Origin of the sequence: Burkholderia sp. BCC0398, from assembly GCF_902833245.1 — a bacterium.
Classification (GTDB): Bacteria; Pseudomonadota; Gammaproteobacteria; order Burkholderiales; family Burkholderiaceae; genus Burkholderia; species Burkholderia sola.
In genome coordinates, this window is the sequence record NZ_CADFEM010000002.1 from 219,465 (window position 1) to 245,048 (window position 25,584).

The window sequence follows — 25,584 nt, forward strand, 5'->3', positions numbered from 1 at the left end:
CGCGGCGGCGCGTGCCCGGCCGCCCCTCGCCGCCTTCCCGGCCCGCCCGGCACGCGCGAGCGGCGGCCGCGCCGGCGCCGCCGCGCCGAAACGCCGGCCCCGGTCGCCCGCGCCGCGTACAATAGTGGACTTTTGCACGTCCTCACCCGCCTTATGTCCTCGCCCACCCTGTTCGAATTCTTCGCCCCCTGCCCGCGCGGCCTCGAAGCGGCGCTTGCCGCCGAGCTGGCCGAAATCGCCGGCCGCCACCTGAACGGCGCGCCGTTCACCGCGGGCGCGCAGGTGCCGGGCGGCGTCCATTTCAGCGGCGGCTGGGCCGCCGGCATGGCCGCGAACCTCCATTCGCGGATCGCGAGCCGGATCCTGCTGAAGATCGCGCACGGCCCGTACCGCAACGAGCAGGACGTCTACGCGCTCGCGCTCGAGCAGCCGTGGGAACGCTGGTTCGCGTCGACGCAGACGCTGCGCATCGACATCACCGCGATCAAGTCGCCGCTGAAAAGCCTCGAATTCACGACGCTGCGCGTGAAGGATGCGATCTGCGACCGGATGCGCGAGAAAACCGGCTCGCGCCCGAGCATCGACACCGGGGCGCCGGACGTGCGCGTGTTCGCGTTCCTGACCGTCAACGAATGCACGCTGTACCTCGACACGTCGGGCGAGCCGCTGTTCAAGCGCGGCTGGCGTCTCGACAAGGGTGCGGCGCCGCTGCGCGAGAACCTCGCGGCCGGCATCCTGCGCCTGACGGGCTGGACGCCCGGCACCGCGCTGTACGACCCGATGTGCGGCAGCGGCACGTTCCTCGCGGAAGCCGCGCAGATCGCGCTCGGCGTGGCGCCCGGCGTCGAACGCCGGTTCGGCTTCGAAAAGCTCAAGCAGTACGACATCACCGCGTGGCAGGGGCTGAAGGTTCCGGCGCTCGACGCGAAGCGCGCGGCACGGGCCAAGCGCGGCGACGCGCTCGGCGTGTACGGCAGCGACATTTCCGGCGACATGCTCGAGAAGGCGCGCGCGAACCTCGAGCGCGCCGGCGTGCCGTCGGTGTGGCTCAAGCAGGTCGACGCGCGCGGGATGACGCCGCCGTGCGACGGGCCGGGCATCCTCCTCGCGAACCCGCCGTACGGCGAGCGGATCGAAGTGCGCGGCCGCAGTGCGCGCGGCGAGGTGCGCGAAACCGGCCGCAACCGCGGCAACGACGACGCATTCCGGCGCACGCACACCGACGCGCCGGACAGCGAGTTCTTCAACGCGCTCGGCGATGCGCTGAAGCAGCGCTTCACCGGCTGGCAGGCGTTCCTGCTGACGTCCGACCGTTCGCTGCCGGGCCAGTTGCGGCTGCGCGAATCGGCGAAGACGCCGCTGTTCAACGGCGCGCTCGAATGCCGACTGTTCCGCTTCGACCTGATCGCCGGCAGCGTGAAGGCACGCCCGGCCGCGCCGGAAGGCGACGCCTGACACGCGAACCGGCCGCTGCGGCCGCCTGCTGACACCCAGACGACGCCCGGCACCCGCCGGGCGTTTTTCTTTACGCCGCCGTCCTGCACGTCCCTGCCGCCTCCCATCCGCGCGGGCGCTCCCGCACGACCGGACGCCACCGCCGCCTTTTGTCAGCACCGCCATGACTACTGACAGCACGCTGTCAGCAGCCCCCCGCCACACTGCAATCCCGGCGCAATGCAAGGCTGGTTTCCATCAAGAACCCGAACAACAAGGAGCTCGTCATGACGTCTGCAACTGCCACTGCCACCCCGGAACGCGCGATCGCGTGGTTCGACATTCCGTCCCTCGATTTCGATCGCGCGATCCGCTTCTACGAAACCGTGCTGCAAACCACGTTGCAGCGCGCGGTCATCGGCGGCGTGCCGATGGCGACGTTCGATCGCGACGCGTCGAGCACCGGCGGCAGCATCGTGTTCGATCCGCAGCAGATCAAGCCGAGCGCGAACGGCGTGCTCGTCTACCTGAACGCCGGCGAATCGGTCGTCGCGGCGCTCGAACGCGCGAAGCGCGCGGGCGGCGTCGTGCAGGGCTCCGTCGTCGAGCTGCCGAACAACTACGGCTACGTCGGCTATCTGATCGACACGGAAGGCAACCGCGTCGGCCTGCACGCGCCGAAATGCCACTGAACGCAGCGGTCAGCGGGCCGGCGCGGCGCTATCATCGCGAAGTCCCCGTCGCCCGAGGAATCGAGGTGCTGTCATGACCCGCCGTGCCGACCGCCTGTTCCAGATCGCCGAGCTGTTGCGCGGGCGTCGTCTCACGACCGCGCAGCAACTGGCCGACTGGCTGTCGGTGTCGCCGCGCACGGTCTATCGCGACGTGCGCGACCTGCAACTGTCAGGGGTACCGATCGAAGGCGAAGCCGGCATTGGCTACCGGCTGAACCGCAACGCGAGCCTGCCGCCGCTCACGTTCACGGCCGAGGAGCTGGCGGCGCTCGCCACCGGCGCGCGCATGCTCGAGACCTGGGGCGGCGCGCGCTTCGCGAGCGGCGCGCGCTCGGCGCTCGCGAAGATCGCGTCGGCGATGCCGGCCGACAAGCGCACGGCGCTCGACCGGCTGCCCGTATTCGCGCCGTCGTTCCATATCGACGAGACGTTTTGCGCGAAGGTCGACGCGATCCACCAGGCGATCGACACGCGCCACATCGTCAGCTTCGACTATCGCGACCGGCTCGGCGCGCATTCGCAGCGCCGCGTGTGGCCGCTCGGGCTCGTCTACTGGGGCGGGCGCTGGACGATCGGCGCGTGGTGCGAGCTGCGCGACGATTTCCGCACCTTCGACATCGCGCGGATGGGCGACATCACCGTGCACGAGCAGTTTCCGGACATGGAAGGCCGGCGGATCGCCGACTACATGCGGATCGCGGAAGCACCGATGCGCTGACGCGGCAAGGCGGCGGGCGCACGCCGCCGCCCCTTCGTTTGCCGGGCGCCAGGTGGCGCCCGGCCCCGCTTGCGTTACCCGCCGAACACCACCGGCCGCTTCGGCCGCTCGTCGACGTGCAGCGAAAACACGTCCGCACGCGCGTAGTGGCCGACGACGTCGAAGTCGTAGCGCGCCTTCACGAGCTCGTCGGTGTCGACGTGCGCGGTCACGAGCCCGGCCTCGCCGATCAGCGGCTCGGTCAGCAGGTCCCCAAGCGGCCCGACGATCACGCTGCCGCCGCGGATCAGCGCCCGCTCCGGGTCCCAGCCCGGCACGTCGATGCCGAGCGCGCGCGGCGACGGCTGCACCTGGCACGCGCTCACGACGAAGCAGCGCCCCTCGTGCGCGATGTGCCGCATCGAGCTCTGCCATACGTCGCGCTCGTCGACGGTCGGCGCGCACCAGATCTGCACGCCTTTCGCGTACATCGCGCAGCGCAGCAGCGGCATGTGGTTCTCCCAGCAGATCGCGGCGCCCGCGCGGCCGGCGGCGGTGTCGACGACCGGCAGTGTCGAGCCGTCGCCCTGCCCCCAGATCAGCCGCTCGGTGCCGGTCGGCATCAGCTTGCGGTGCTTCGCGACGAGCCCGTCGCGCGGATCGAAGAACAGCGCCGTGCAGTACAGCGTGCTCCCGCTGCGCTCGATCACGCCGACCACGAGGCTCGCGCCCGTGCGCTGCGACAGCGCGGCCAGCTCGTCGGTTTCCGGTCCCGGCACGTCGATCGCCTGCGCGGCGTAGCGCGCATACGCGTCGCGCCCTTCGGGCAGCCGGTAGCCGAGCCGCGTGCCGAAGATCTCGCCTTTCGGATAGCCGCCGAGCACGGCCTCGGGCAGCACGACCAGCGACGCGCCGCTGTCGCGGATCGCGCTTTCGTAGCCGAGAATCGTGTCGAGCGTGGCGCGCGTGCCGGCGGGCGATGCGCCGATCTGCAGCGCGGCGATGACTGAGGTGGACATATAGGCGTCTCCGATGAGTGGGATGGCGCCATCTTTATCGATAAGATGTCATCGATCAAATCGATAGAACGATATGTGTCATGAATGCAGATGATATCGCCGACCTCGACCTGAACCTGCTGAAGGTGTTCGAGGCGCTGTACGAGGAAGGCGGCGCGAGCCGCGCGGCGCTGCGGCTCGATCTCACGCAGTCGGCGGTCAGCGCGGCGCTTGGCCGGCTGCGCGTGATCTATGCCGATCCGCTGTTCGTGCGCACCGGCCGCGGGCTCGCGCCGACGCCGCGCGCGGATGAACTGAAGCCGATCCTGTCCGATGCGCTCGACCGCTGCCGCGAAAGCCTCGCGATCGCGGCCGACGGCGGCGACCGCGTCGGCCGCACGATCTCGGTCGGTCTGTCCGACGATTTCGAGATCGCGCTCGGGCGCGCGCTGATCGATGCGGTCGCGCGCGAAGCGGCCGGCATCCGGCTGATCTTCCGGCAGACACACAGCGGCATCGCCGGCGACGCGTTGCTGCGGCACGGCGTCGACGTCGCGATCGCGTCGGGCGGATTCTCGGCGAACGGGCTCAGCCGGCGCGCGGTCGCCACCGGCGGCTATGCGTGCCTGATCGATCCGGCCGGCCGCGCGCGGGCGCCGCGCACACTGACGCTCGCCGAGTTCCTGCGGCGCGACCACCTGCTCGTGTCGTCGGGCGGCGTGATCGGGATCGTCGACGAGGTGCTGGCCGCGCTCGGTCACAAGCGGCGCGTCGCGGCGTCGACCACGCATTTCGCCGCGCTGCCGTACCTGCTCGCCGGCTCCGACGCGGTCGCGACGATCCCCGCGCATGCGGCGCATGCGATCGCGCAAGCGACGTCGCTGCGTGCGCTCGCGTGCCCGGTCGACCTGCCGCGCTATCCGGTCGAGATCGGCTGGCGCACGAGCACGCAGCGCGACCCGGCGATCGTGCGCGTGCGCGACGCGATCGCCGCCTGCGTCGCACGTCTGGTCGCACCATGAAAAAAGCCCGGCCGGCGTGCGCCGGCCGGGCCTGTCCGCTGCGCGGCGCCCGCGCATCGAAGCAGGCGACGCGTGTCGGGGCGAGCGTTACTCGACGGCCTTCACCATGTCCTCGATGACCTTCTTCGCATCGCCGAACACCATCATCGTCTTGTCCATGTAGAACAGGTCGTTGTCGAGGCCCGCGTAGCCGGCCGCCATCGAGCGCTTGTTGACGATCACCGTGCGCGCCTTGTACGCCTCGATGATCGGCATCCCCGCGATCGGCGATTTCGGATCGGTCTTCGCGGCCGGGTTCACGACGTCGTTCGCGCCGAGCACGAGCACCACGTCCACCTGGCCGAATTCGCCGTTGATGTCCTCCATCTCGTGCACGATCTCGTACGGCACTTCCGCTTCCGCGAGCAGCACGTTCATGTGGCCCGGCATTCGCCCGGCGACCGGGTGGATCGCGTACTTCACGTCGATCCCCTTCTCGATCAGCTTGTCGGTCAGCTCCTTCAGCGCGTGCTGCGCGCGGGCGACGGCGAGCCCGTAGCCCGGCACGATCACGACCGTTTCCGCGTTGCCGAGCATGAACGACGCATCGTCGGCCGAACCCGACTTCACCGGCCGCTGCTCCTGCGCGCCCGCCGCGCCGCCGGCCGCCGCTTCGCCGCCGAACCCGCCGAGGATCACGTTGAAGAACGAGCGGTTCATCGCGTGGCACATGATGTACGACAGGATCGCGCCCGACGAGCCGACCAGCGAACCGGCGATGATCAGCATCGCGTTGTTCAGCGAGAAGCCGATGCCGGCCGCGGCCCAGCCCGAGTACGAGTTCAGCATCGACACGACCACCGGCATGTCCGCGCCGCCGATCGGGATGATGATCAGCACGCCGAGCACGAACGCGATCGCCGTCATGATGATGAACGGCAGCCACGCCTGCGTGATGAAGAACAGGATGCCGAAGCCGAGCATCGCGATCGCGAGCATCAGGTTGATCAGGTGCTGGCCCGCGTACACGACCGGCGCGCCCTGGAACAGCCGGAACTTGTACTTGCCCGACAGCTTGCCGAACGCGATCACCGAACCGGAGAACGTGATCGCGCCGACGAACGTGCCGATGAACAGCTCGACGCGGTTGCCGTACGGGATGAAGCTCGACGACACCGCGTCCTGCGGCACGAGCCCGAACGCTTCCGGCTCCGACACCACCGCATACGCGATGCACACGGCCGCGAGACCGATCAGCGAGTGCATCGCCGCGACGAGTTCCGGCATCTTCGTCATCTCGACGCGCGCGGCGACGAATGCGCCGACGCCCCCGCCGACGATCAGCGCGCCGAGCACGAGCGCGAGGCCGAGCGGCAGGTTCGCGCCGAGCCACGCGGCCTGCTTGACGATCAGCGCAATCGTCGTGAGGATCGCAATGGCCATCCCGACCATCCCGAACAGGTTGCCGCGCCGCGCGCTCTTCGGGTTCGACAGCCCCTTCAGCGCCTGGATGAAGCACACCGACGCGACGAGGTACAGCAGCGTAACGACGTTCATGCTCATCGCGCGCCCTCCTTGCCGCCCTCGACACGCTTGGGCTCCTTCTTGCGGAACATCTCGAGCATGCGCCTCGTCACGAGGAAGCCGCCGAACACGTTGACGGCCGCGAGCGCGACCGCGAGCGTGCCGAAGAACTTGCCGGTCGCGCCGACGGTGAGCGCCGCCGCGAGCATCGCGCCGACGATCACGATCGCCGAGATCGCGTTGGTCACGGCCATCAGCGGCGTATGCAGCGCCGGCGTGACGTTCCAGACGACGTGATAGCCGACGTACACCGCCAGCACGAAGATGATCACGTTGATCACCGTGTGATTGATGACTTCCATGGTCTCCTCCGTTATTTGCGGGTGACTTCGCCGTCGCGGCACAGCAGCGTCGCGGCGACGATGTCGTCGGTCAGGTCGATGTTCAGCGTGCCTTCCTTCGTGACGATCAGCTTCATGAAGTCGAGCAGGTTGCGCGCGTACAGCGCCGATGCGTCCGACGCGACCATCGACGCGAGGTTCGTGTAGCCGGCGATCGTCACGCCGTGGTGCACGATCACCTGGTCGGCGACGGTCAGCGGGCAGTTGCCGCCCTTACGGCCGTCGATGTCCGGACCGCGGCCGGCCGCGAGATCGACGAGCACCGAGCCGGGCTTCATCGATTGCGCGGTGTCGACCGAGATCAGCGTCGGCGCCGGGCGGCCGGGAATCAGCGCGGTCGTGATCACGATGTCGGCCTGCTTCGCGCGCTCGTGCACGAGCGCGGCCTGGCGGGCGAGCCACGACGGCGGCATCGGGCGCGCATAGCCGCCGACACCCTGCGCGGCTTCGCGCTCTTCGTCGGTTTCGAACGGGACGTCGAGGAATTTCGCGCCGAGCGACTCGATCTGCTCCTTCACGGCCGGCCGCACGTCGGACGCCTCGATCACCGCGCCCAGCCGCTTCGCGGTCGCGATCGCCTGCAGGCCCGCGACGCCCGCGCCGAGAATCAGCACGCGCGCCGCTTTCACGGTGCCCGCGGCCGTCATCAGCATCGGCATGAAGCGCGGATACAGCGACGCGGCCACCAGCACGGCCTTGTAGCCGGCGATGTTCGCCTGCGACGACAGCACGTCGAGACTCTGCGCGCGCGTCGTGCGCGGCGCGGCCTCGAGCGCGAAGCCGGTCACGCCGGCCGCGGCGAGCTGCGCCGCCTGCTCGCCGTTGAACGGATCGAGCATCCCGACCAGCACGGCGCCGCGCTTGAGCAACGGCAGCTCGGTGTCGGTCGGCGCCTGGACCTTCAGCACGAGATCGGCGGCAAAAGCGGCCGACTGGTCGGTCAATTCGGCGCCGGCGGCCACATAGGCTTCGTCGGGATAGCTGGCGGCGCTGCCGGCCCCTTTCGCGATACTGACCCGATGGCCGGCCGCCGCGTATTTCTTCACGGTTTCCGGCGTCGCGGCCACGCGCGCCTCGTTGGCCCGCGTTTCAGCAGGCACTCCAATATGCATCGTCAGTTCCTCCAGTCATTGTCAGTATTTCTTTTCTTGCGATCTTTACTGCACAACGAGCCGGACAGGCTGACTTACCGGCTCACGAGCAACGGCGTTCACGCTGCACTTTAACCGAAAGCGATGGCCCCGCCAGCACTTTGCGCACGACCGTGCTCGAATGCGACATGAGTCTGGTCGCTGCCGTCATGCATCGCCGGGACGGACGATCTGCGAGGGTCGGATCGACTAACGCGCGACCGGCCGCGGGCGGCCCGGCCGGAAACGGCCGGCAGCGTTCGGGCGCAACCGGTAAAATGCCGAACCATGAAACCCGAAATCTGGACCCCGCATGTGACGGTCGCCGCGCTGGTCGAGCGCGCCGGCCGCTTTCTCGTGATCGAGGAAGAAACCTCGACGGGCCTGCGCATCAACCAGCCGGCCGGTCACCTCGAAGCCGGCGAGACGCTGGCCGACGCCGTGATCCGCGAAACGCTCGAGGAAACCGCGCACCCGTTCACGCCCGACGCGCTCGTCGGCGTCTATCTCGCGCACTACGATCGCCCCGGCAGCGCCGGCGCGACCTACCTGCGCTTCACGTTCTGCGGCACGGCCGGCGAACCGGTCGCGGGCCATGCGCTCGACGACGGCATCGTCCGCACGCTGTGGATGACGTCCGATGAACTGCGCGCCTGCAGCGAGCGCCATCGTTCGCCCGCGGTGATGCGCTGCGTCGACGACTACCTCGCCGGGCGGCGCATTCCGCTCGATTTCGTGCACACGCATTCGGTCGCGCCGCGCCCCGAGGCATTCGAACGTCAGGCGGTCAGCAAATGAGCAAGCGTCGTGTAGTGGTGGGCATGTCGGGCGGCGTCGACTCGTCGGTGACCGCGTGGCTGCTGAAGGAACAGGGCTACGACGTGGTCGGCCTGTTCATGAAGAACTGGGAAGACGACGACGACGGCGAATACTGCTCGACGCGCCAGGACTGGATCGACGTCGTGTCGGTGGCCGACCTGATCGGCATCGACGTGGAAGCCGTCAACTTCGCCGCGGAATACAAGGACCGCGTGTTCGCGGAGTTCCTGCGCGAATACTCGGCCGGCCGCACGCCGAACCCCGACGTGCTGTGTAACGCCGAGATCAAGTTCAAGGCGTTCCTCGACCACGCGATGTCGCTCGATGCGGAAATGATCGCGACCGGTCACTACGCGCGCGTGCGCGAGCGCGACGGGCGTTTCGAACTGCTGAAGGCATTCGATCATACGAAGGACCAGTCGTACTTCCTGCACCGGCTGAACCAGGCGCAACTGTCGAAGACGATGTTCCCGCTCGGCGAGATCCCGAAGACGAAGGTGCGCGAGATCGCCGCGCAGATCGGGCTGCCAAACGCGAAGAAGAAGGATTCGACCGGCATCTGCTTCATCGGCGAGCGGCCGTTCCGCGATTTCCTGAACCGCTATCTGCCGACGAAACCCGGCCCGATGAAGACGCCCGACGGCAAGGTGGTCGGCGAGCACATCGGCCTCGCGTTCTACACGTTCGGCCAGCGCAAGGGCATCGGCCTCGGCGGCAGCAAGAGCGGCAACGGCGAGCCGTGGTTCGTCGCCGCGAAGGACATCGCGTCGAACGCGCTGTACGTCGTGCAGGGCCACGACCATCCGTGGCTGCTGTCGCGCGAACTGGTCGCAGGCAACGTGAGCTGGGTCGCCGGCGAGCCGCCGGCCGACGGCTTTTCGTGCGGCGCGAAGACGCGCTACCGGCAGGCCGATGCGGCGTGCGCATTCGGCACTGCGGCCGCCGGCCCGGCAGGCGAAGCGCGCTTCTCGCTCGCGTTCGACGACGCGCAGTGGGCGGTCACGCCCGGCCAGTCGGCCGTGCTGTATGACGGCGAGATCTGCCTCGGCGGCGGCATCATCGAATCCGCGGGCACCGGCCAGCCCGGTCAGGCTGCGGCGGGCGGCCAGGCCCCGGCGCTCGCCGATGCACGCTGACACCCATTCGGTTTAGACTTGCGGCACGCCGCGCCCGGCGGAACACGATTCCGCCGCGGCCGGCGCGCCGCCTTCGCAGCGTACGCATGGCGGCATTCCAGAATTCTTACGGAGTCCCCATGCTTTCAAGACGCTACCTCGCGATGTGGTGTGCCGTGCTGCTGCTCGTCGCGGCGGCCGTCCTCGCGTCGGTCCACGCACTCTCCTGGCTGTGGATCGCCATCCCCATCGCCCTCGTCGCGCTCGGCCTGTACGACCTGAACCAGGACCGCCACGCGATCCTGCGGAACTACCCGCTCTGGGGCCACTTCCGCTTCCTGTTCGAGTTCATCCGACCTGAAATCCGCCAGTACTTCGTCGAGGACGACACCGACGAAAAACCGTTCTCGCGCGCGCAGCGCAGCCTCGTCTACCAGCGCGCGAAGAACGTCGCCGACAACCGTCCGTACGGCACCGAGCTGAACGTGAAGGCCGTCGCGCACGAATGGATCAGCCATTCGCTCGCGCCGACGAAGCTGCCGAACCACGATTTCCGCATCCGCGTCGGCGCGAATCGCGCGCAACCGTACGACATTTCGATCTTCAACATCTCGGCGATGAGCTTCGGCTCGCTGTCCGCGAACGCGATCCGCTCGCTGAACCTCGGCGCGAAGAAAGGCGGCTTCGCGCACGACACCGGCGAAGGCTCGCTGTCGAAGTACCACCGCGAGCACGGCGGCGACATCATCTGGGAAATCGCGTCCGGCTACTTCGGCTGCCGCAACGACGACGGCACGTTCAACCCCGACAAGTTCGCGAAGCAGGCCGCCGATCCGCAGGTCAGGATGATCGAGGTGAAGCTGTCGCAGGGCGCGAAGCCGGGCCACGGCGGCGTGCTGCCGGCCGCGAAGATCACGCCGGAAATCGCCGAGACGCGCGGCGTGCCGATGGGCAAGGACTGCATCTCGCCCGCGACGCACTCGGAATTCTCGACGCCGCGCGGGCTGCTCGAATTCGTCGAGCGGCTGCGCACGCTGTCCGGCGGCAAGCCGACCGGCTTCAAGCTGTGCATCGGCCATCCGTGGGAATTCTTCGGGATCGCGAAAGCGATGCTCGAGACCGGCATCGTGCCCGACTTCATCGTCGTCGACGGCGCGGAAGGCGGCACGGGCGCGGCGCCGCTCGAATTCACCGACCACGTCGGCGTGCCGCTGCAGGAAGGGCTGCTGCTCGTGCACAACACGCTCGTCGGGATCGGCGTGCGCGACCGCGTGAAGCTCGGCGCGAGCGGCAAGATCATCACCGCGTTCGACATCGCGCGCACGCTCGCGATCGGCGCGGACTGGGTGAACTCGGCGCGCGGCTTCATGTTCGCGGTCGGCTGCATCCAGGCGCAGCACTGCCACACCGACCGCTGCCCGACCGGCGTCGCGACGCAGGACCCGGTGCGCCAGCGCGCGCTCGTCGTGCCCGACAAGGCCGAGCGCGTGTACAACTTCCACCGCAATACGCTGCATGCGCTGCAGGAACTCGTGCAGGCGGCCGGCCTCGCGCATCCGTCCGAGCTGCGCGCGCACCACATCGTGCAGCGGGTCGCGCCGCACGAGGTGCGGCTGATGTCGCAACTGCTGAAGTACCTGAAACCCGGTGCGCTGCTCGACGGCCACACCTGCGGCTTCTCGCTGTACGACAAGTGGTGGCCGATCGCGCGCAGCGATTCGTTCACGCTCGGCGAAGCCGTGTACGCGTCGATCGAGTGATGCAAGCGGCCAGCCCGCTGCGGCGGCGGGCGGCCTGCGCCGCAAAAAGAAAAGCGCCCCGCGGGGCGCTTTTCTTTCGTCTGCCGAATGCGTGAAGACCGGGCCGCGGCTCAGCTCTGCGGCAGCGTATCGGCGAACGACTGTCGCTGCTGCAGCTTCACGAAGTGCTTGTCGAGGTTCGGGTGGCGATCGCGCCAGTTGAGCTCGGGCATCCGGAAGTCGAGATAGCCGAGCGCGCAGCCGAGCGCGATGTCGGCGAGCGTGTAATGATTGCCGACGCACCACGTCTTGCCGCCGAGACCCTGCGACATCGCGACGAGCGCGTCGTCGATCTTGCGTTGCTGGCGCGCGATCCAACTCGCGCTGCGCTGCGCTTCGTCGCGCATCGTGTGTTCGAGACGGATCGCGACGGCTGCGTCGAGCACGCCGTCGCCCAGCGCTTCCCAGCAGCGCACTTCGACGCGCTCGCGGCCCGACGGCGGAATCAGCTTGCCGACCGGCGACAGCGTATCGACGTATTCGCAGATCACACGGGAATCGAACACCGCGGCGCCATCCTCCATCACCAGGCACGGGACCTTGCCGAGCGGGTTCGATGCATGGATGTTCGTGTCCGGCGCCCACACGTTCTCGAGCTCCAGCTTGTAGTCGATCTTCTTTTCAGCAAGCACGATCCGCGCCTTTCGGACGTACGGGCTGCTGAGCGAACCGATTAATTTCATCATCTGCCTTTTTAAGGGAACCGCCGAGAGTATACGTTGTCGTCGATCATAACCGGCTCGCGCGGCCGGGCAGAAAATCGCCGGTCCGGCCTGTGGAAGGTTTGCAACAGCCGCCGCCGAGCCCCGCCGGGCGGGCCTTGCAGCCGCGGCCCTGACGCGCGGCGCCCGGCGGCGCTACAATCCAACGATGAATGCGCCCCTCGATACCGCCATCGCCGTCGACGTCTACCGCCAGCGCCGTGAACGCGTGCTTGCCGCACTGCGTGCCGCGGGCGGCGGCGTCGCCATCGTCCCCACCGCGCCGGAAATGCTGCGCAACCGCGATACGGCCTACCCGTACCGGTTCGACAGCTACTTCCATTACCTGACGGGCTTCACCGAGCCGGATGCCGTCCTCGTGCTGAACGCGGCCGCGCCGCACGGTGCGCCGGAATCGATCCTGTTCTGCCGCGCCAAGAACGTCGACCGCGAGACCTGGGAAGGCTTTCACTACGGTCCCGACGCCGCGCGCGACGCGTTCGGCTTCGATGCGGCGTTCGCGACCGACGTGATCGACACCGAAATGCCGCGCCTGCTCGCCGACGCGGGCACCGTGCACTACCGGTTCGGCGCGTCGGCCGAGTTCGAGCGTCAGCTCGCCGGCTGGATCGACGCGGTGCGTGCGCAGGCGCGCACGGGCGTCGCCGCGCCGGACGCGCTGCTCGACCTCACGCCGCTGCTCGACGACATGCGGCTCGTGAAGGACGAACACGAACTCGCGATCATGACGCGCGCCGCGCACATCTCCGCGCTCGCGCACCGCCGCGCGATGCAGGTGTGCCGCCCGGGCATCCGCGAATACGAGCTCGAAGCCGAGCTGCTGTACCTGTTCCGCAAGCACGGCGCGCAGGCGCCCGCGTACGGGTCGATCGTCGCGGCCGGCGCGAATGCGTGCGTGCTGCACTACCCGGCCGGCAACACGGCAGCGCGGGACGGCGACCTGATCCTGATCGACGCCGCGTGCGAACTCGACGGCTATGCATCGGACATCACGCGCACGTTCCCGGCCAACGGCCGCTTCTCGCCCGCGCAGCGCACGCTGTACGACATCGTGCTCGCCGCGCAGCAGGCGGCGATCGACGCGACGCGCGCGGGCGTGCCGTTCGAGGCGCCGCACGACGCGGCCGTACGCGTGCTTGCGCAAGGGCTGCTCGACACCGGCATCATCCCGAAAACACGCTTCTCGAGCGTCGACGACGTGATCGCCGAGCGCGCATACACGCGCTTCTACATGCATCGCACCGGCCACTGGCTCGGCATGGACGTGCACGACTGCGGCGACTACCGCGAGCGGCTCGCCGAACGCGACGCGAACGGCGCGCTGCCGTGGCGCACGCTGAGGCCGGGCATGACGCTGACCGTCGAGCCCGGCCTGTACGTGCGCGCGGCCGACGACGTGCCGCCCGAGTACTGGAACATCGGCATCCGCATCGAGGACGACGCGATCGTGCGCGAGCACGGCTGCGAACTGATCACGCGCGGCGTGCCGGTCGCGGCCGACGAGATCGAGGCGCTGATGCGCGCGGGCGCATGACCGGCCGCCGACCGTTCCCTCCGTTTCACGAATCAAGATGACGACCGCTTCCTCGCCGGCCACGCCGGATTACGACCTCGCCATCGTCGGCGCGGGCCCCGTCGGGCTCGCGCTCGCCGGCTGGCTCGCGCGCCGCAGCGCGACGCAGCATGCATCGATCGCGCTGATCGATGCGCGCGAACCGGCCGCGAGCGCAAACGACCCGCGCGCGATCGCCGTGTCGCACGGCAGCCGCGTGCTGCTCGACACGCTCGCGTGGCCGGCCGACGCCACGCCGATCGAACATATCCACGTATCGCAGCGCGGCCATTTCGGCCGCACGCTGATCGACCGCGACGAACACGCGCTCGCCGCGCTCGGCTACGTCGTGCGCTACGGCTCGATCGTGCAGGCGCTCGCGGGCGCCGTGCGCGGCACGCGCGTCGACTGGCTCACGTCGACCACCGCACGCGCGCCGCAGCAGGACGCCGACGGCGTCACGCTGACGCTCGACGGCCCGCAAGGCCAGCGCTCGCTGCGCGCGCGCCTCGTCATCAATGCCGAAGGCGGGCTGTTCCACGAACAGCAGGCCGACGCAGGCAAGCATCGCCGCGACTACGGACAGACCGCGCTCGTCGGCACGGTCACGGTCTCGGCGCCGCGCCCGAACGTCGCGTGGGAACGCTTCACGCACGAAGGCCCGCTCGCGCTGCTGCCGCTCGGCGGGCCGCGCCAGGCCGAGTATTCGCTCGTGTGGTGCTGCACGCCCGACGAAGCCGCACGACGTGCCGCGCTGCCCGACGACGCGTTCCTGCACGAGCTCGGCAGCGTGTTCGGCGAACGCATGGGCGAATTCGTCGCGATCGCCGGGCGCGCGTCGTTCCCGCTCGGCCTGAACGCCGCGCAGACGCTCGTCAGCGGCCGCGTCGCGGTCGTCGGCAATGCCGCGCAGACGCTGCACCCGGTGGCGGGCCAGGGGCTCAACCTCGGGCTGCGCGATGCGCACACGCTCGTCGACACGCTGTCCGCGCAAGGCTTCGAAGCGACCGCGCTCGCGGCCTTCAACGCGCGCCGCGCGCTCGACCGGCGCTTCACGATCGGCGCGACCGACACGCTGGCGCGGCTGTTTACGATCGACTCGGGCCCGCTTCCGCTGCTGCGCGGCGCGGCGCTCACCGCGCTCGAATTCGTGCCGCCGCTCAAGAAGGCGATCGCACGCCAGATGATGTTCGGCCAGCGCAACTGACGCGCGGCGCGCCGCACAGCCTCTCCGGGCAATCCAGGCAAACCGGGTCAAATCGGCGGGGCATGGGAATACGGTAAAATGCCCGTTTTCCGTCTTCCCTTCCCCTGCCCGCGCGTGTCGCGGGCGGCGCCATTGCGATGCCCGTTATCGGCCCTCACGTATTGCGTAACAACCTGTTCGTCGCCCCGATGGCCGGGGTGACGGATCGTCCGTTCCGCCAGCTGTGCAAACGGCTGGGGGCCGGTTACGCCGTGTCCGAGATGGTCGCGTCCAACGCGCAGCTGTGGAAAAGCGCGAAGACGATGCGGCGCGCGAACCACGAAGGCGAAGTCGAGCCGATCGCGGTGCAGATCGCCGGCGCCGATCCGGCGATGATGGCCGAAGCGGCCCGCTACAACGTCGACAACGGCGCACAGATCATCGACATCAACATGGGCTGCCCGGCGAAGAAGGTCTGCAACGTCGCGGCCGGCTCCGCGCTGCTGCAGAACGAGCCGCTCGTGCAGCGGATCGTCGAGGCCGTCGTCGCGGCGGTCGGCACCGGGCCCGACGCGGTGCCCGTCACGCTGAAGATCCGCACCGGCTGGGACCGCGAGCACAAGAACGCGATCACGGTCGCGCGCCTGGCCGAGGCGGCCGGCATCTCGATGCTCACCGTGCACGGCCGCACGCGCGCCGACCTGTACCGCGGCGACGCCGAATACGACACCATCGCGGCCGTGAAGGCGGCCGTACGCATTCCGGTCGTCGCGAACGGCGATATCACGTCGCCCGCCAAGGCGAAGGCCGTGCTCGATGCAACCGGCGCCGACGCGCTGATGATCGGTCGCGCCGCGCAAGGCCGGCCGTGGCTGTTCCGCGAAATCGATCATTTCCTGCAAACCGGCGAGCTGCTGCCCCCGCCGCGGATCGACGAGATCCAGCACGTGATGAACGAACACCTGGAAGACCACTACGCTTTCTATGGCGAATTCACCGGGGTCCGTACTGCGCGCAAGCACATCGGCTGGTACACTCGCGGCCTTTCCGGTGCCAACGGGTTCCGGCACCGAATGAACACGCTCGATTCCACCCGCGAGCAGCTCGCCGCCGTCAATGCATTCTTCGAGGCGCAAAAGGCGCTGTCGGACCACCTCGTCTACGTCGATGACGATGCGGAAAACAGCCAGGGCGAGTCGGACGACCATAACCAGTTAGCAGCATGAGCAAGCACAACATCGAACAATGTGTCCGCGAGAGCCTGGACGTGTATTTCCGGGATCTAGACGGCTCCAATCCGCACGACGTCTATGAAATGGTGATGTCCTGCGTCGAAAAGCCGATGCTCGAGGTCGTGCTCGACCAGGCCGGCGGCAACCAGTCGCTCGCCGCCGAGTACCTCGGCATCAATCGCAATACGCTGCGCAAGAAGCTGCAGCAGCACGGCCTGCTGTAGGCGGCCGTCCCGTCCCCGTTTCCCTGGCTATTGGTGGTTCCATCATGATCAAGCAAGCGCTCATTTCCGTTTCCGACAAGACCGGCATCGTCGACTTCGCGAAGTCGCTGTCCGACCTCGGCGTCAAGCTGCTGTCGACGGGCGGCACCGCGAAACTCCTCGCCGACGCCGGCCTGCCCGTGACCGAAGTGGCCGATTACACCGGCTTCCCGGAAATGCTCGATGGGCGCGTGAAGACGCTGCACCCGAAGGTGCACGGCGGCATCCTCGCCCGCCGCGACCTGCCCGAGCACATGCAGGCGCTGGAACAGCACGGCATCCCGACGATCGACCTGCTGGTCGTGAACCTGTATCCGTTCGTCGCGACGATCGCGAAGGACGACTGCACGCTCGCCGACGCGATCGAGAACATCGACATCGGCGGCCCGACGATGCTGCGCTCGGCCGCGAAGAACCACCGCGACGTGACGGTCGTCGTCGACCCGGCCGACTACGCGGTCGTGCTCGATGAAATGAAGGCGAACGGCAACACCATCGGCTACCCGACCAACTTCCGTCTCGCGACGAAGGTGTTCGCGCATACCGCGCAATACGACGGCGCGATCACGAACTACCTGACGAGCCTGACCGACGAGCTGCAGCACGCATCGCGCAGCGCGTATCCGGCCACGCTCAACATGGCGTTCGACAAGGTGCAGGACCTGCGCTACGGCGAGAACCCGCACCAGAGCGCGGCGTTCTACCGCGACCTCGCGACGCCGGCCGGTGCGCTGGCGAACTACCGCCAGCTGCAGGGCAAGGAACTGTCGTACAACAACATCGCGGATTCGGACGCGGCGTGGGAATGCGTGAAGACGTTCGACGCGCCGGCCTGCGTGATCATCAAGCATGCGAACCCGTGCGGCGTCGCGGTCGGCAACGACTCGGCCGACGCGTATGCGAAGGCGTTCCAGACCGATCCGACCTCCGCGTTCGGCGGCATCATCGCGTTCAACCGCGAAGTCGACGAAGCGGCCGCGCAAGCGGTGGCGAAGCAGTTCGTCGAAGTGCTGATCGCGCCGTCGTTCACGGACGCCGCGAAGCAGGTGTTCGCCGCGAAGCAGAACGTCCGCCTGCTCGAGATCGCACTGGGCGACGGCCATAACGCATTCGACCTGAAGCGCGTGGGCGGCGGCCTGCTCGTGCAGTCGCTCGATTCGCGCAACGTGCAGCCGAGCGAGTTGCGCGTCGTCACGAAGCGCCAGCCGACCGCGAAGGAAATGGACGACCTGCTGTTCGCCTGGCGCGTCGCGAAGTACGTGAAGTCGAACGCGATCGTGTTCTGCGGCAACGGCATGACGCTCGGCGTCGGCGCCGGTCAGATGAGCCGCGTCGATTCCGCGCGCATCGCGAGCATCAAGGCGCAGAACGCGGGCCTCACGCTCGCCGGTTCGGCCGTCGCGTCGGATGCGTTCTTCCCGTTCCGTGACGGCCTCGACGTCGTCGTGGCGGCCGGCGCGACCTGCGTGATCCAGCCGGGCGGCTCGATGCGCGACGACGAAGTGATCGCGGCGGCCGACGAGCACGGCATCGCGATGGTCCTGACGGGCGTGCGCCACTTCCGTCACTGATCGCCGCATGCGGCCCGCGCGGCCGCTGCACGGGAACCCGGCGGCATCACTCCCGCCGGGTTTTTTATTGCGCGGCGCCGTCGCGCACGACCGGGCGATCGGCTTGCCGCACCATTCGTTGTAGTATCGCTGCATCACGCCACTCTCCTCACTCATGCGAATTCTCGGCATCGACCCCGGCCTGCGCGTCACCGGCTTCGGCGTCATCGACGTCAGCGGCCACCGGCTCGCCTATGTCACGAGCGGCGTGATCCGCACGCCGACGGCCGACCTGGCCACCCGGCTCGGCACGATCTTCCAGGGCGTCTCGACGATCGTGCGCGAACACGCGCCCGACCAGGCCGCGATCGAAAAGGTGTTCGTCAACGTGAACCCGCAGTCGACGCTGCTGCTCGGCCAGGCGCGCGGCGCCGCGATCTGCGGGCTCGTCGCGGGCGGGCTGCCGGTCGCCGAATACACGGCGCTGCAGCTCAAGCAGGCGGTGGTCGGCTACGGCCGCGCGACCAAGACGCAGATGCAGGAAATGGTCACGCGGCTGCTCAACCTGTCCGGCCAGCCGGGCTCCGACGCCGCCGACGCGCTCGGCATGGCGATCTGCCACGCGCACGGCGGCGACACGCTCAGCACGCTGGGCGGCCTCGCGCCGGCGCTCGCGCAGAAAGGGCTGCGCGTGCGGCGCGGCCGGCTGGTCGGCTGACGCCGGTCGTGCGCCGCGGCACGTACGTCGGCTCGACTGCGTTGGCCGCGTTGACCACCTTCACCGTTCTACCCACGCCCGACACACCCGCGACACGCGCCGCTTCGGCCTGACGGCCGCGCCCATCGGCATTGCGCCGCGCGTGCGCTACACTCGCGCTTTCTTCCTCGCATCCCGTCCTCCATGATCGGTCGCATCGCCGGCATCCTGCTCGAAAAGAACCCGCCTCATCTGCTCGTCGACTGCAACGGCGTCGGCTACGAAATCGACGTGCCGATGAGCACCTTCTACAACCTGCCGCAAACGGGCGAGCGCATCGTGCTGCTCACGCAGCAGATCGTCCGCGAGGACGCGCACCTGCTGTACGGCTTCCTGACGCCGCAGGAGCGCACGACCTTCCGCGAGCTGCTGAAGATCACCGGCATCGGCGCGCGCATGGCGCTCGCCGTGCTGTCCGGCATGAGCGTACAGGAGCTCGCGCAGGCCGTGACGATGCAGGACGCCGCCCGCCTCACGCGGCTGCCCGGCATCGGCAAGAAGACGGCCGAGCGCCTGCTGCTCGAACTGAAGGGCAAGCTCGGCGCCGACCTCGGCGCGCTCGCTGGCGCCGCGTCGCCGTCCGACCATGCGACCGACATCCTCAACGCGCTGCTCGCGCTCGGCTACTCCGAAAAGGAAGGCCTGGCCGCGATCAAGAACGTGCCGGCCGGCACCGGCGTGTCCGAAGGCATCAAGCTCGCGCTGAAGGCGCTGTCGAAGGCGTAACGCGCGGTCGATCCGGCCGTCGAAGTCAGTGTCGCGCCGCCGCGCGGCACGCGCCAGTCGGCCGTTCGGCCAGGTGGTCCGGGCGCCGTCGCGCGGTACAATGGCCGCATGATTGAAACCGACAAACTCGCCACCGAGCAGCGGATCATCGCGGCCACGCCCACCTCGTCGCACGAGGAGGTGTTCGAACGTGCGCTGCGGCCGCGCCAGCTCGACGACTACGTCGGCCAGGAAAAGGTGCGCGGCCAGCTCGAGATCTTCATCGAAGCCGCGAAGCGCCGCGCCGAGCCGCTCGACCACGTGCTGCTGTTCGGGCCGCCGGGTCTCGGCAAGACGACGCTCGCCCACATCATCGCGCGCGAGATGGGCGTGAACCTGCGCCAGACGTCGGGCCCCGTGCTCGAGCGCGCGGGTGATCTCGCCGCGCTGCTGACGAACCTCGAAGCGAACGACGTGCTGTTCATCGACGAAATCCACCGGCTGTCGCCGGTCGTCGAGGAAATCCTGTATCCGGCGCTCGAGGATTACCAGATCGACATCATGATCGGCGAAGGCCCGGCCGCGCGCAGCGTGAAGCTCGACCTGCAGCCGTTCACGCTGGTCGGCGCGACCACCCGTGCCGGGATGCTCACCAACCCGCTGCGCGATCGTTTCGGGATCGTCGCGCGCCTCGAGTTCTACGACGCCGGTCAACTGTCGCGCATCGTGCAGCGCTCGGCATCACTGCTGAATGCGCAGATCGATCCGAACGGCGCGCTGGAAATCGCGAAGCGCGCGCGCGGCACGCCGCGGATCGCGAACCGGCTGCTGCGCCGCGTGCGCGACTTCGCGGAAGTGAAGGCCGACGGCCAGATCACCGCGGCGGTGGCCGACGCCGCGCTCGCGATGCTCGACGTCGATCCGGTCGGCTTCGACCTGATGGACCGCAAGCTGCTCGAGGCGATCCTGTACAAGTTCGACGGCGGCCCGGTCGGCATCGACAACCTCGCGGCAGCGATCGGCGAGGAGCGCGACACGATCGAGGACGTGCTCGAACCGTACCTGATCCAGCAGGGCTTCCTGCAGCGCACGCCACGCGGGCGCGTCGCGACGCTGCTCACGTATCGCCACTTCGGGCTGTCGGTGCCCGATGCCCGCCGCACCGAACGCGACGAGTGGGATACCCCGGACGGGAAGTAATCCGTCGCCCGAGCCGCACCCGCCATGACGACGCCGCCCAGCCGCCACCCCACCACCGTGCCGGGCCCGCGCTGGGCGGAACCGATCCGCAAGCGGCTCGTGGCCGGCATCACGCACCTGACGGCCGGCGGCGGCGGTCCGTCGATCGATCTCTCTTCGCCGCCGGGCGATCCCGGGCTATTCGGCCCCGACGCCGTGTGCTGGCGCGTGCATGCCGATTTCACGTCGATGATGACGGGCGGCATCGCCGCGCTGCTGCTGCAGGCGCTCCACCCGCTCGCACTCGCGGGCGTCTGGGATCATTCGTCGTTCCGCACCGACATCTTCGGCCGCTTGCGGCGCACCGCCACGTTCATCACGGGGACGACGTTCGGCAGCCGCGCGGACGCGCTCGCGCTGATCGAGCGCGTGAAAACGATCCATGCGCGCGTCTCGGGCAGCGCGCCGGACGGCCGGCCGTACCGCGCCGACGATCCCGCGTTGCTGACCTGGGTGCATGTCGCGGAAGTGTCGAGCTTCCTCGCCGCGCATCTGCGTTACGTGAATCCGGCGCTGTCGGGCGAACTGCAGGACCGCTATTACGCGGAGACGGCGCTGATCGCCGAGTTGCTCGGCGCCCGCGAGGTGCCGCGTTCGCGCGCCGAGGTCGCCGCCTATCTCGCGCGCATGCTGCCCGAACTCGAAGCCGGGTCGCGTACGTTCGACGTGATGTCCATCCTGCTGAACGTGCCGGTCGCGAAGCCCGCGCTGCGGCCTGCCGCGTCGCTGGTGATGCATGCCGGGATCGACCTGCTGCCGCCGTGGGCGCAGCGCATGCTCGGCGTGTCGACGTTCGCGCCGTTGCGCAGTGCGCTGGTCCGGCCCGGCATACGCGCGGTTGCGCCCGTGCTGCGCTGGGCGCTCGTGAACGGCGCGTCGAAGCGTGCGCGCCGCCGCGCGACGGCCTCCCCGTCCGACGGCACCCCGTCTGTCTGACGGTCCGCTTGTTCCGATCATTTCAATTGGCTGTCAAATAGCTGTGGCAAGCCGACGGGCTTGCACCCGCGCACGGTCGCACGTCTGCTCGTCGTCGACGCCCACTGACCCGCGCGAAGTCCCGCCCGCCCGCCCACCCGACCGACGCCCGATGCCCGCGATGCCACGCCTGCCGATCCGTTTCGCCGTTGCCGCCAGCCTGTCCACCGTCTTCGCCCTCGCCGCGTGCGGAGGCGACGATGTCGCCGCCGTCGCGCGCATGGACGCACAACCGCCGTCCGGTGGCACGACGACCGCACGGGCCCCCACGCCGCCCGCGACCACCCGGCCGCAACCGGGCAAGTGGAAAGCCGCCCGCGCCGGCGACCTGATCGACGTGACGCTCGGCGATCTCCATCCGACGCAGGGAGCGATCGGCTACGACCAGATCTACTACAAGCTCGGCCGCTACGAACGGCAGCCCGACAAGAAGTTCGACGACTTCTGCGCGGACGAAGGCCTCGGCGGCGTCGCATCGAGCGGCTACACGGCCCGATCGTCGCTGCGCGAGCCGGCCAGCTACAGGTGCGCGACGACCGACGCGAACGCTCGAGACCGCTCGGTGCTGAACCCCGTCGTGATCGGCCCGAACGGCGATGCGCTGTACCTGACGGACGGCCACCACGGCCTGTCGACTTACTACGAGACGCCCGACGGCGGCCCGGCGCTGCACGTGCACGTCGTCGTCAAGGACAACCTCGGCGACTACTCGGGCGACGTGTTCTGGCAGCAGATGCAAAGCCGCGGCTATCTGCGCCTGAAGAACGGCGAAGGCAAGCCGATCACGACCGCGCAACTGCCGACCGGCCTCGGCCTGACACTCGGGATGACGAACGACCGCTATCGATCACTCGTCTATTTCACGCGCGACATCGGTTACGGCAAACCCGCACAAGCGACCGACTACCTCGAGTTCTACTGGGCCGACTGGCTGCGCGCGCAACCGGACACGTTCGCGCTGGCCGGCTACGACCTGACGCGGCCCGGCGCGACCGATCCCGATCCGGCAAAGGCCGACACGGGCTATCTGAATGCGGTCTGGAATGCGTCGACGCGGATGGTCGCGGCCACGGACCCCGTGATCGACGGCAAGACGGGCGCCGACCTCGGGCGCGCCGATGCGATCAACGGCGGGAAGAAATACAGCAAGGGGGAATTCGACAAGCTGCGCCAGCCGATCACGGCCGACAAGCCCGGCAAGATCGCGTACGCGCTCGACTACAAGACGCGCCACGGGCTGCCGCAGTAAGCGTCACGCCGGAAGGAAGGGAGCCCCGGCCCGGCCATGCCATGCCGGACGGGCCCCGCGTGCTCAAAGCACCTTGCGGTACCCGTCGTCATCGTCGCTCGCGGCTTCGAGATGCGACACGTCGGCCCACTGCACGACCTGCGCGCGGCCATCCACGTAATCGACGACGTTGATGCTGGTATTGAGCAACTGATAGTTGCGCGGCGCCGACAGCTCGATCCCGTTCGCGAAGCGATACACGCAATCGAGCACGCCGCCGTGCGCGACGCATGCGATCCGGCCGCCCGGATGCGCGGCGACGATCGGTTCGAGCGCATGCAGCACGCGGTGATAAAACTCGCGCTGCGACTCGCCGCCCTCCGGCGCGAAGCCGGGATCGCGCGTCTGCCACGCCGCATACGCGTCCGGAAACAGCGCCTCGATCTCGGTGCTGTCGTGCCCCTGGAATGCGCCGTACGAGCGTTCGCGCAACCCTTCGCGCAGCAGCAGCGGCAGCCCGAGCACATCGGCAAACGGTTGGGCGGTCTGTTGCGCGCGCATCAGGTCGCTCGAATACACCGCGTCGATCCGCGCGCCGTCGCGCGCGTCCCGCCCGAGCCGCGCCGCCAGCCGCTGCGCCTGCGCGAGCCCCGTATCGGCCAACGGGATGTCGATATGCCCCTGGATGCGCTTGATGCGGTTCCAGGCCGTCTCGCCATGGCGGATGAAAAGAATCTGCGTGGTGGCCATCGCGGCGCGCCTCCGGGGAAGAATCACGGCCGCACTTGCAGCCAGAACGTCACGGGGCCGTCGTTGACCAGCGACACCTGCATGTCGGCGCCGAACTCGCCCGTCTCGACGACGGGATGGCGCGCCCGCGCGGCCGCGACGAAATAGTCGAACAGCCGCGCGCCTTCGTCGGGCGGCGCGGCGGGCGTGAAGCTCGGACGCAGCCCGCTGTTCGTATCGGCCGCGAGCGTGAACTGCGACACGAGCAGCAGGCCGCCCGCGCGGCCTTCGCCGTCGATGTTCGATACCGGCAGGTTCATCTTGCCGGCTGCGTCGCTGAACACGCGGTAGCCGAGCAGCTTCGCGAGCAGCTTGTCGGCCGCGGCCTCGGTATCGCCGCGCTCCGCGCAGACCAGCGCGAGCAGCCCCGCGCCGATCTCGCCGGTCGTGCGGCCGCCGACGCGCACGTCGGCGCGCGTCACGCGCTGGATCAGCGCGATCATGGGGTCAGCGTGACGCGTGCGAAGCGGCGCTTGCCGACCTGCACGACGAATTCGCCGGCCTCGACCTTCAGGCCCTTGTCGGACACGGTCGCGCCGTCGATCTTCACGCCGCCCTGATCGATGTTGCGCAGCGCTTCGCTCGTCGACGGCACGAGGCCGGCCTGTTTCAGCAACTGACCGATCGCGAGCGGCGCGCCGGCCAGCGTGACGGACGGAATGTCGTCCGGCACGCCGCCCTTCGCGCGGTGGTTGAAGTCCTCGAGCGCGCGCTCTGCGTCGGCCCGCGAATGGAATCGCGCGACGATTTCCTGCGCGAGCAGCACCTTGAAGTCGCGCGGGTTGCGGCCGCCTTCGGCGTCGCGCTTGAAGCCGGCGATTTCATCGAGGCTGCGGAACGACAGCAGCTCGAAGTAACGCCACATCAGCGTGTCCGAGATGCTCATCAGCTTGCCGAACATGTCGGTCGGCTTCTCGCTGATGCCGACGTAGTTGCCCTTCGACTTCGACATCTTCTCGACGCCGTCGAGGCCTTCGAGCAGCGGCATCGTGAGAATGCACTGCTGTTCCTGGCCGTACTGCTTCTGCAGTTCGCGGCCGACCAGCAGGTTGAACTTCTGGTCGGTGCCGCCGAGTTCGAGATCGGCGTTCAGCGCGACCGAATCGTAGCCCTGCATCAGCGGGTACAGGAATTCGTGGATCGAGATCGGCACGCCGCCCTGGAAGCGCTTCGTGAAATCCTCGCGCTCGAGGATCCGCGCGACCGTGTAGCGCGACGCGAGCTTGATCATCCCGTCCGCGCCGAGCGGCATCGACCATTCGCTGTTGTAGCGGATCTCGGTCTTGTCGCGATCGAGCACGAGCGCGGCCTGCTCGAAGTAGGTCTTCGCGTTCGATTCGATCTGCTCGCGCGTGAGTGGCGGGCGCGTCGCGTTGCGGCCCGACGGATCGCCGATCAGCGACGTGAAATCGCCGATCAGGAAGATCACCGTATGGCCGAGGTCCTGCAGCTGGCGCATCTTGTTCAGCACGACCGTATGGCCGATGTGGATGTCCGGTGCGGTCGGATCGAGCCCGAGCTTGATGCGAAGCGGCGTGCCGGTGGCTGCGCTGCGCGCGAGCTTCTGCGCGAACTCTTCCTCGATCAGCAGCTCGTCGACGCCGCGCTTCGTGACGGCGAGCGCATGCCGGACTTCGTCGGTGATCGGGAAAACGGGCTTGGAACTGGGTTCGGTGCTCATCGGTGCCAGGAAGAATGTCGCAAAAACAGGGATTTTCCCATAACTTGCGCGCG

Annotated in this window: 25 protein-coding genes; 17 read left to right on the plus strand and 8 right to left on the minus strand. The window is 68.7% G+C overall.

What is annotated here, in order from left to right; genetic code table 11:
- Nucleotides 1-153 precede the first annotated feature (153 nt).
- The 3 genes from HWX76_RS04840 (at nucleotide 154) to HWX76_RS04850 (ending at nucleotide 2,886) form a co-directional block, all read left to right on the plus strand.
- Nucleotides 154-1,455, plus strand: a complete 1,302-nt coding sequence (locus HWX76_RS04840) for a class I SAM-dependent RNA methyltransferase (protein WP_050013791.1) — start codon at nucleotides 154-156, stop codon at nucleotides 1,453-1,455.
- 266 nt (nucleotides 1,456-1,721) lie between these two features.
- On the plus strand, nucleotides 1,722-2,126 hold the full coding sequence (locus HWX76_RS04845; RefSeq protein ID WP_006476880.1) for a hypothetical protein: 405 nt from the start codon (nucleotides 1,722-1,724) through the stop codon (nucleotides 2,124-2,126).
- 73 nt (nucleotides 2,127-2,199) lie between these two features.
- The gene (locus tag HWX76_RS04850; protein WP_006497518.1) at nucleotides 2,200-2,886 is read left to right on the plus strand and encodes a YafY family protein; all 687 of its coding nucleotides are present in this window, start codon (nucleotides 2,200-2,202) and stop codon (nucleotides 2,884-2,886) included.
- A gap of 74 nt (nucleotides 2,887-2,960) precedes the next feature.
- Here the strand turns inward: HWX76_RS04850 and HWX76_RS04855 are convergent, their stop codons facing one another.
- Complete coding sequence (locus tag HWX76_RS04855) at nucleotides 2,961-3,884, minus strand: carbon-nitrogen hydrolase family protein (protein ID WP_176015568.1); 924 nt, start codon at nucleotides 3,882-3,884, stop codon at nucleotides 2,961-2,963.
- Nucleotides 3,885-3,964: 80 nt separating this feature from the next.
- Here HWX76_RS04855 and HWX76_RS04860 point away from each other — a divergent pair, with 80 nt between their 5' ends.
- Nucleotides 3,965-4,885: a LysR family transcriptional regulator gene (locus tag HWX76_RS04860; protein WP_050013793.1), complete on the plus strand. Its 921-nt coding sequence runs from the start codon at nucleotides 3,965-3,967 to the stop codon at nucleotides 4,883-4,885.
- Nucleotides 4,886-4,972: 87 nt separating this feature from the next.
- Here the strand turns inward: HWX76_RS04860 and HWX76_RS04865 are convergent, their stop codons facing one another.
- Genes HWX76_RS04865 through HWX76_RS04875 form a run of 3 tightly spaced genes read right to left on the minus strand, consistent with a single transcriptional unit; the run spans nucleotide 4,973 to nucleotide 7,901 of the window.
- Nucleotides 4,973-6,427: an NAD(P)(+) transhydrogenase (Re/Si-specific) subunit beta gene (locus HWX76_RS04865; protein ID WP_050013794.1), complete on the minus strand. Its 1,455-nt coding sequence runs from the start codon at nucleotides 6,425-6,427 to the stop codon at nucleotides 4,973-4,975.
- Nucleotides 6,424-6,750, minus strand: a complete 327-nt coding sequence (locus HWX76_RS04870) for an NAD(P) transhydrogenase subunit alpha (protein ID WP_006476884.1) — start codon at nucleotides 6,748-6,750, stop codon at nucleotides 6,424-6,426. Before HWX76_RS04870 ends, HWX76_RS04865 begins: the two co-directional genes overlap by 4 nt.
- Nucleotides 6,751-6,761: 11 nt before the next feature.
- Nucleotides 6,762-7,901 carry a Re/Si-specific NAD(P)(+) transhydrogenase subunit alpha gene (locus HWX76_RS04875; protein ID WP_124555638.1) on the minus strand — a complete coding sequence of 380 codons (1,140 nt, stop codon included), beginning with the start codon at nucleotides 7,899-7,901 and terminating at the stop codon, nucleotides 6,762-6,764.
- Nucleotides 7,902-8,207: 306 nt separating this feature from the next.
- Here HWX76_RS04875 and HWX76_RS04880 point away from each other — a divergent pair, with 306 nt between their 5' ends.
- From HWX76_RS04880 to HWX76_RS04890, 3 genes are all read left to right on the plus strand, one after another.
- A complete protein-coding gene (locus HWX76_RS04880) occupies nucleotides 8,208-8,717 on the plus strand; it encodes an NUDIX hydrolase (protein ID WP_050013796.1) in 510 nt (169 codons plus the stop codon).
- Nucleotides 8,714-9,874 (plus strand): tRNA 2-thiouridine(34) synthase MnmA, encoded by a 1,161-nt coding sequence (gene mnmA / locus HWX76_RS04885; RefSeq protein WP_124630590.1) that lies wholly within the window; start codon nucleotides 8,714-8,716, stop codon nucleotides 9,872-9,874. Before HWX76_RS04880 ends, mnmA begins: the two co-directional genes overlap by 4 nt.
- A gap of 119 nt (nucleotides 9,875-9,993) precedes the next feature.
- Nucleotides 9,994-11,613, plus strand: a complete 1,620-nt coding sequence (locus HWX76_RS04890) for an FMN-binding glutamate synthase family protein (RefSeq protein WP_050013798.1) — start codon at nucleotides 9,994-9,996, stop codon at nucleotides 11,611-11,613.
- A 110-nt stretch (nucleotides 11,614-11,723) separates the two neighbouring features.
- Here HWX76_RS04890 and HWX76_RS04895 read toward each other — a convergent pair whose 3' ends face one another.
- The gene (locus HWX76_RS04895; protein ID WP_050013917.1) at nucleotides 11,724-12,335 is read right to left on the minus strand and encodes a glutathione S-transferase N-terminal domain-containing protein; all 612 of its coding nucleotides are present in this window, start codon (nucleotides 12,333-12,335) and stop codon (nucleotides 11,724-11,726) included.
- A 187-nt stretch (nucleotides 12,336-12,522) separates the two neighbouring features.
- Here HWX76_RS04895 and HWX76_RS04900 point away from each other — a divergent pair, with 187 nt between their 5' ends.
- The 10 genes from HWX76_RS04900 to HWX76_RS04945 all read left to right on the plus strand — a co-directional run bounded on the left by HWX76_RS04900 (nucleotide 12,523) and on the right by HWX76_RS04945 (nucleotide 23,082).
- Entirely contained in the window at nucleotides 12,523-13,908 is a 1,386-nt protein-coding gene (locus tag HWX76_RS04900; protein ID WP_124594287.1) for an aminopeptidase P N-terminal domain-containing protein, read from the plus strand.
- A 37-nt stretch (nucleotides 13,909-13,945) separates the two neighbouring features.
- Nucleotides 13,946-15,133: a UbiH/UbiF/VisC/COQ6 family ubiquinone biosynthesis hydroxylase gene (locus HWX76_RS04905; protein ID WP_089488170.1), complete on the plus strand. Its 1,188-nt coding sequence runs from the start codon at nucleotides 13,946-13,948 to the stop codon at nucleotides 15,131-15,133.
- Between the two features lie 137 nt (nucleotides 15,134-15,270).
- A complete protein-coding gene (gene dusB / locus HWX76_RS04910; protein ID WP_069616741.1) occupies nucleotides 15,271-16,338 on the plus strand; it encodes a tRNA dihydrouridine synthase DusB in 1,068 nt (355 codons plus the stop codon).
- Entirely contained in the window at nucleotides 16,335-16,568 is a 234-nt protein-coding gene (locus HWX76_RS04915; protein ID WP_017333386.1) for a Fis family transcriptional regulator, read from the plus strand. Before dusB ends, HWX76_RS04915 begins: the two co-directional genes overlap by 4 nt.
- 44 nt (nucleotides 16,569-16,612) lie before the next feature.
- On the plus strand, nucleotides 16,613-18,178 hold the full coding sequence (gene purH, locus HWX76_RS04920) for a bifunctional phosphoribosylaminoimidazolecarboxamide formyltransferase/IMP cyclohydrolase (protein ID WP_050013802.1): 1,566 nt from the start codon (nucleotides 16,613-16,615) through the stop codon (nucleotides 18,176-18,178).
- A gap of 154 nt (nucleotides 18,179-18,332) precedes the next feature.
- Nucleotides 18,333-18,875 carry a crossover junction endodeoxyribonuclease RuvC gene (gene ruvC / locus HWX76_RS04925; protein ID WP_069616742.1) on the plus strand — a complete coding sequence of 181 codons (543 nt, stop codon included), beginning with the start codon at nucleotides 18,333-18,335 and terminating at the stop codon, nucleotides 18,873-18,875.
- 183 nt (nucleotides 18,876-19,058) lie between these two features.
- Nucleotides 19,059-19,640 carry a Holliday junction branch migration protein RuvA gene (gene ruvA, locus HWX76_RS04930; RefSeq protein WP_031402135.1) on the plus strand — a complete coding sequence of 194 codons (582 nt, stop codon included), beginning with the start codon at nucleotides 19,059-19,061 and terminating at the stop codon, nucleotides 19,638-19,640.
- A gap of 108 nt (nucleotides 19,641-19,748) precedes the next feature.
- Nucleotides 19,749-20,819 carry a Holliday junction branch migration DNA helicase RuvB gene (gene ruvB, locus HWX76_RS04935; protein ID WP_124651604.1) on the plus strand — a complete coding sequence of 357 codons (1,071 nt, stop codon included), beginning with the start codon at nucleotides 19,749-19,751 and terminating at the stop codon, nucleotides 20,817-20,819.
- Nucleotides 20,820-20,843: 24 nt separating this feature from the next.
- Nucleotides 20,844-21,794 (plus strand): oxygenase MpaB family protein, encoded by a 951-nt coding sequence (locus HWX76_RS04940; protein ID WP_176015569.1) that lies wholly within the window; start codon nucleotides 20,844-20,846, stop codon nucleotides 21,792-21,794.
- Nucleotides 21,795-21,954: 160 nt separating this feature from the next.
- The gene (locus HWX76_RS04945; RefSeq protein ID WP_176015570.1) at nucleotides 21,955-23,082 is read left to right on the plus strand and encodes a ParB/Srx family N-terminal domain-containing protein; all 1,128 of its coding nucleotides are present in this window, start codon (nucleotides 21,955-21,957) and stop codon (nucleotides 23,080-23,082) included.
- Between the two features lie 63 nt (nucleotides 23,083-23,145).
- Here HWX76_RS04945 and HWX76_RS04950 read toward each other — a convergent pair whose 3' ends face one another.
- The 3 genes from HWX76_RS04950 to tyrS are packed head-to-tail and all read right to left on the minus strand — an operon-like array spanning nucleotide 23,146 to nucleotide 25,531.
- Nucleotides 23,146-23,811 carry a histidine phosphatase family protein gene (locus HWX76_RS04950; RefSeq protein ID WP_050013806.1) on the minus strand — a complete coding sequence of 222 codons (666 nt, stop codon included), beginning with the start codon at nucleotides 23,809-23,811 and terminating at the stop codon, nucleotides 23,146-23,148.
- A gap of 23 nt (nucleotides 23,812-23,834) precedes the next feature.
- Nucleotides 23,835-24,293 carry a D-aminoacyl-tRNA deacylase gene (gene dtd / locus HWX76_RS04955; protein WP_006483442.1) on the minus strand — a complete coding sequence of 153 codons (459 nt, stop codon included), beginning with the start codon at nucleotides 24,291-24,293 and terminating at the stop codon, nucleotides 23,835-23,837.
- A complete protein-coding gene (gene tyrS / locus HWX76_RS04960) occupies nucleotides 24,290-25,531 on the minus strand; it encodes a tyrosine--tRNA ligase (protein ID WP_176015571.1) in 1,242 nt (413 codons plus the stop codon). Before tyrS ends, dtd begins: the two co-directional genes overlap by 4 nt.
- Nucleotides 25,532-25,584 lie beyond the last annotated feature (53 nt).

Bases quoted from the DNA above. Each gene is read 5' to 3' on its own strand.
- HWX76_RS04840 (WP_050013791.1), top strand. From the start codon at position 154: ATGTCCTCGCCCACCCTGTTCGAATTCTTCGCCCCCTGCCCGCGCGGC.
- HWX76_RS04845 (WP_006476880.1), top strand. From the start codon at position 1,722: ATGACGTCTGCAACTGCCACTGCCACCCCGGAACGCGCGATCGCGTGG.
- HWX76_RS04850 (WP_006497518.1), top strand. From the start codon at position 2,200: ATGACCCGCCGTGCCGACCGCCTGTTCCAGATCGCCGAGCTGTTGCGC.
- HWX76_RS04855 (WP_176015568.1), bottom strand. From the start codon at position 3,884: ATGTCCACCTCAGTCATCGCCGCGCTGCAGATCGGCGCATCGCCCGCC.
- HWX76_RS04860 (WP_050013793.1), top strand. From the start codon at position 3,965: ATGAATGCAGATGATATCGCCGACCTCGACCTGAACCTGCTGAAGGTG.
- HWX76_RS04865 (WP_050013794.1), bottom strand. From the start codon at position 6,427: ATGAGCATGAACGTCGTTACGCTGCTGTACCTCGTCGCGTCGGTGTGC.
- HWX76_RS04870 (WP_006476884.1), bottom strand. From the start codon at position 6,750: ATGGAAGTCATCAATCACACGGTGATCAACGTGATCATCTTCGTGCTG.
- HWX76_RS04875 (WP_124555638.1), bottom strand. From the start codon at position 7,901: ATGCATATTGGAGTGCCTGCTGAAACGCGGGCCAACGAGGCGCGCGTG.
- HWX76_RS04880 (WP_050013796.1), top strand. From the start codon at position 8,208: ATGAAACCCGAAATCTGGACCCCGCATGTGACGGTCGCCGCGCTGGTC.
- mnmA (WP_124630590.1), top strand. From the start codon at position 8,714: ATGAGCAAGCGTCGTGTAGTGGTGGGCATGTCGGGCGGCGTCGACTCG.
- HWX76_RS04890 (WP_050013798.1), top strand. From the start codon at position 9,994: ATGCTTTCAAGACGCTACCTCGCGATGTGGTGTGCCGTGCTGCTGCTC.
- HWX76_RS04895 (WP_050013917.1), bottom strand. From the start codon at position 12,335: ATGAAATTAATCGGTTCGCTCAGCAGCCCGTACGTCCGAAAGGCGCGG.
- HWX76_RS04900 (WP_124594287.1), top strand. From the start codon at position 12,523: ATGAATGCGCCCCTCGATACCGCCATCGCCGTCGACGTCTACCGCCAG.
- HWX76_RS04905 (WP_089488170.1), top strand. From the start codon at position 13,946: ATGACGACCGCTTCCTCGCCGGCCACGCCGGATTACGACCTCGCCATC.
- dusB (WP_069616741.1), top strand. From the start codon at position 15,271: ATGCCCGTTATCGGCCCTCACGTATTGCGTAACAACCTGTTCGTCGCC.
- HWX76_RS04915 (WP_017333386.1), top strand. From the start codon at position 16,335: ATGAGCAAGCACAACATCGAACAATGTGTCCGCGAGAGCCTGGACGTG.
- purH (WP_050013802.1), top strand. From the start codon at position 16,613: ATGATCAAGCAAGCGCTCATTTCCGTTTCCGACAAGACCGGCATCGTC.
- ruvC (WP_069616742.1), top strand. From the start codon at position 18,333: ATGCGAATTCTCGGCATCGACCCCGGCCTGCGCGTCACCGGCTTCGGC.
- ruvA (WP_031402135.1), top strand. From the start codon at position 19,059: ATGATCGGTCGCATCGCCGGCATCCTGCTCGAAAAGAACCCGCCTCAT.
- ruvB (WP_124651604.1), top strand. From the start codon at position 19,749: ATGATTGAAACCGACAAACTCGCCACCGAGCAGCGGATCATCGCGGCC.
- HWX76_RS04940 (WP_176015569.1), top strand. From the start codon at position 20,844: ATGACGACGCCGCCCAGCCGCCACCCCACCACCGTGCCGGGCCCGCGC.
- HWX76_RS04945 (WP_176015570.1), top strand. From the start codon at position 21,955: ATGCCACGCCTGCCGATCCGTTTCGCCGTTGCCGCCAGCCTGTCCACC.
- HWX76_RS04950 (WP_050013806.1), bottom strand. From the start codon at position 23,811: ATGGCCACCACGCAGATTCTTTTCATCCGCCATGGCGAGACGGCCTGG.
- dtd (WP_006483442.1), bottom strand. From the start codon at position 24,293: ATGATCGCGCTGATCCAGCGCGTGACGCGCGCCGACGTGCGCGTCGGC.
- tyrS (WP_176015571.1), bottom strand. From the start codon at position 25,531: ATGAGCACCGAACCCAGTTCCAAGCCCGTTTTCCCGATCACCGACGAA.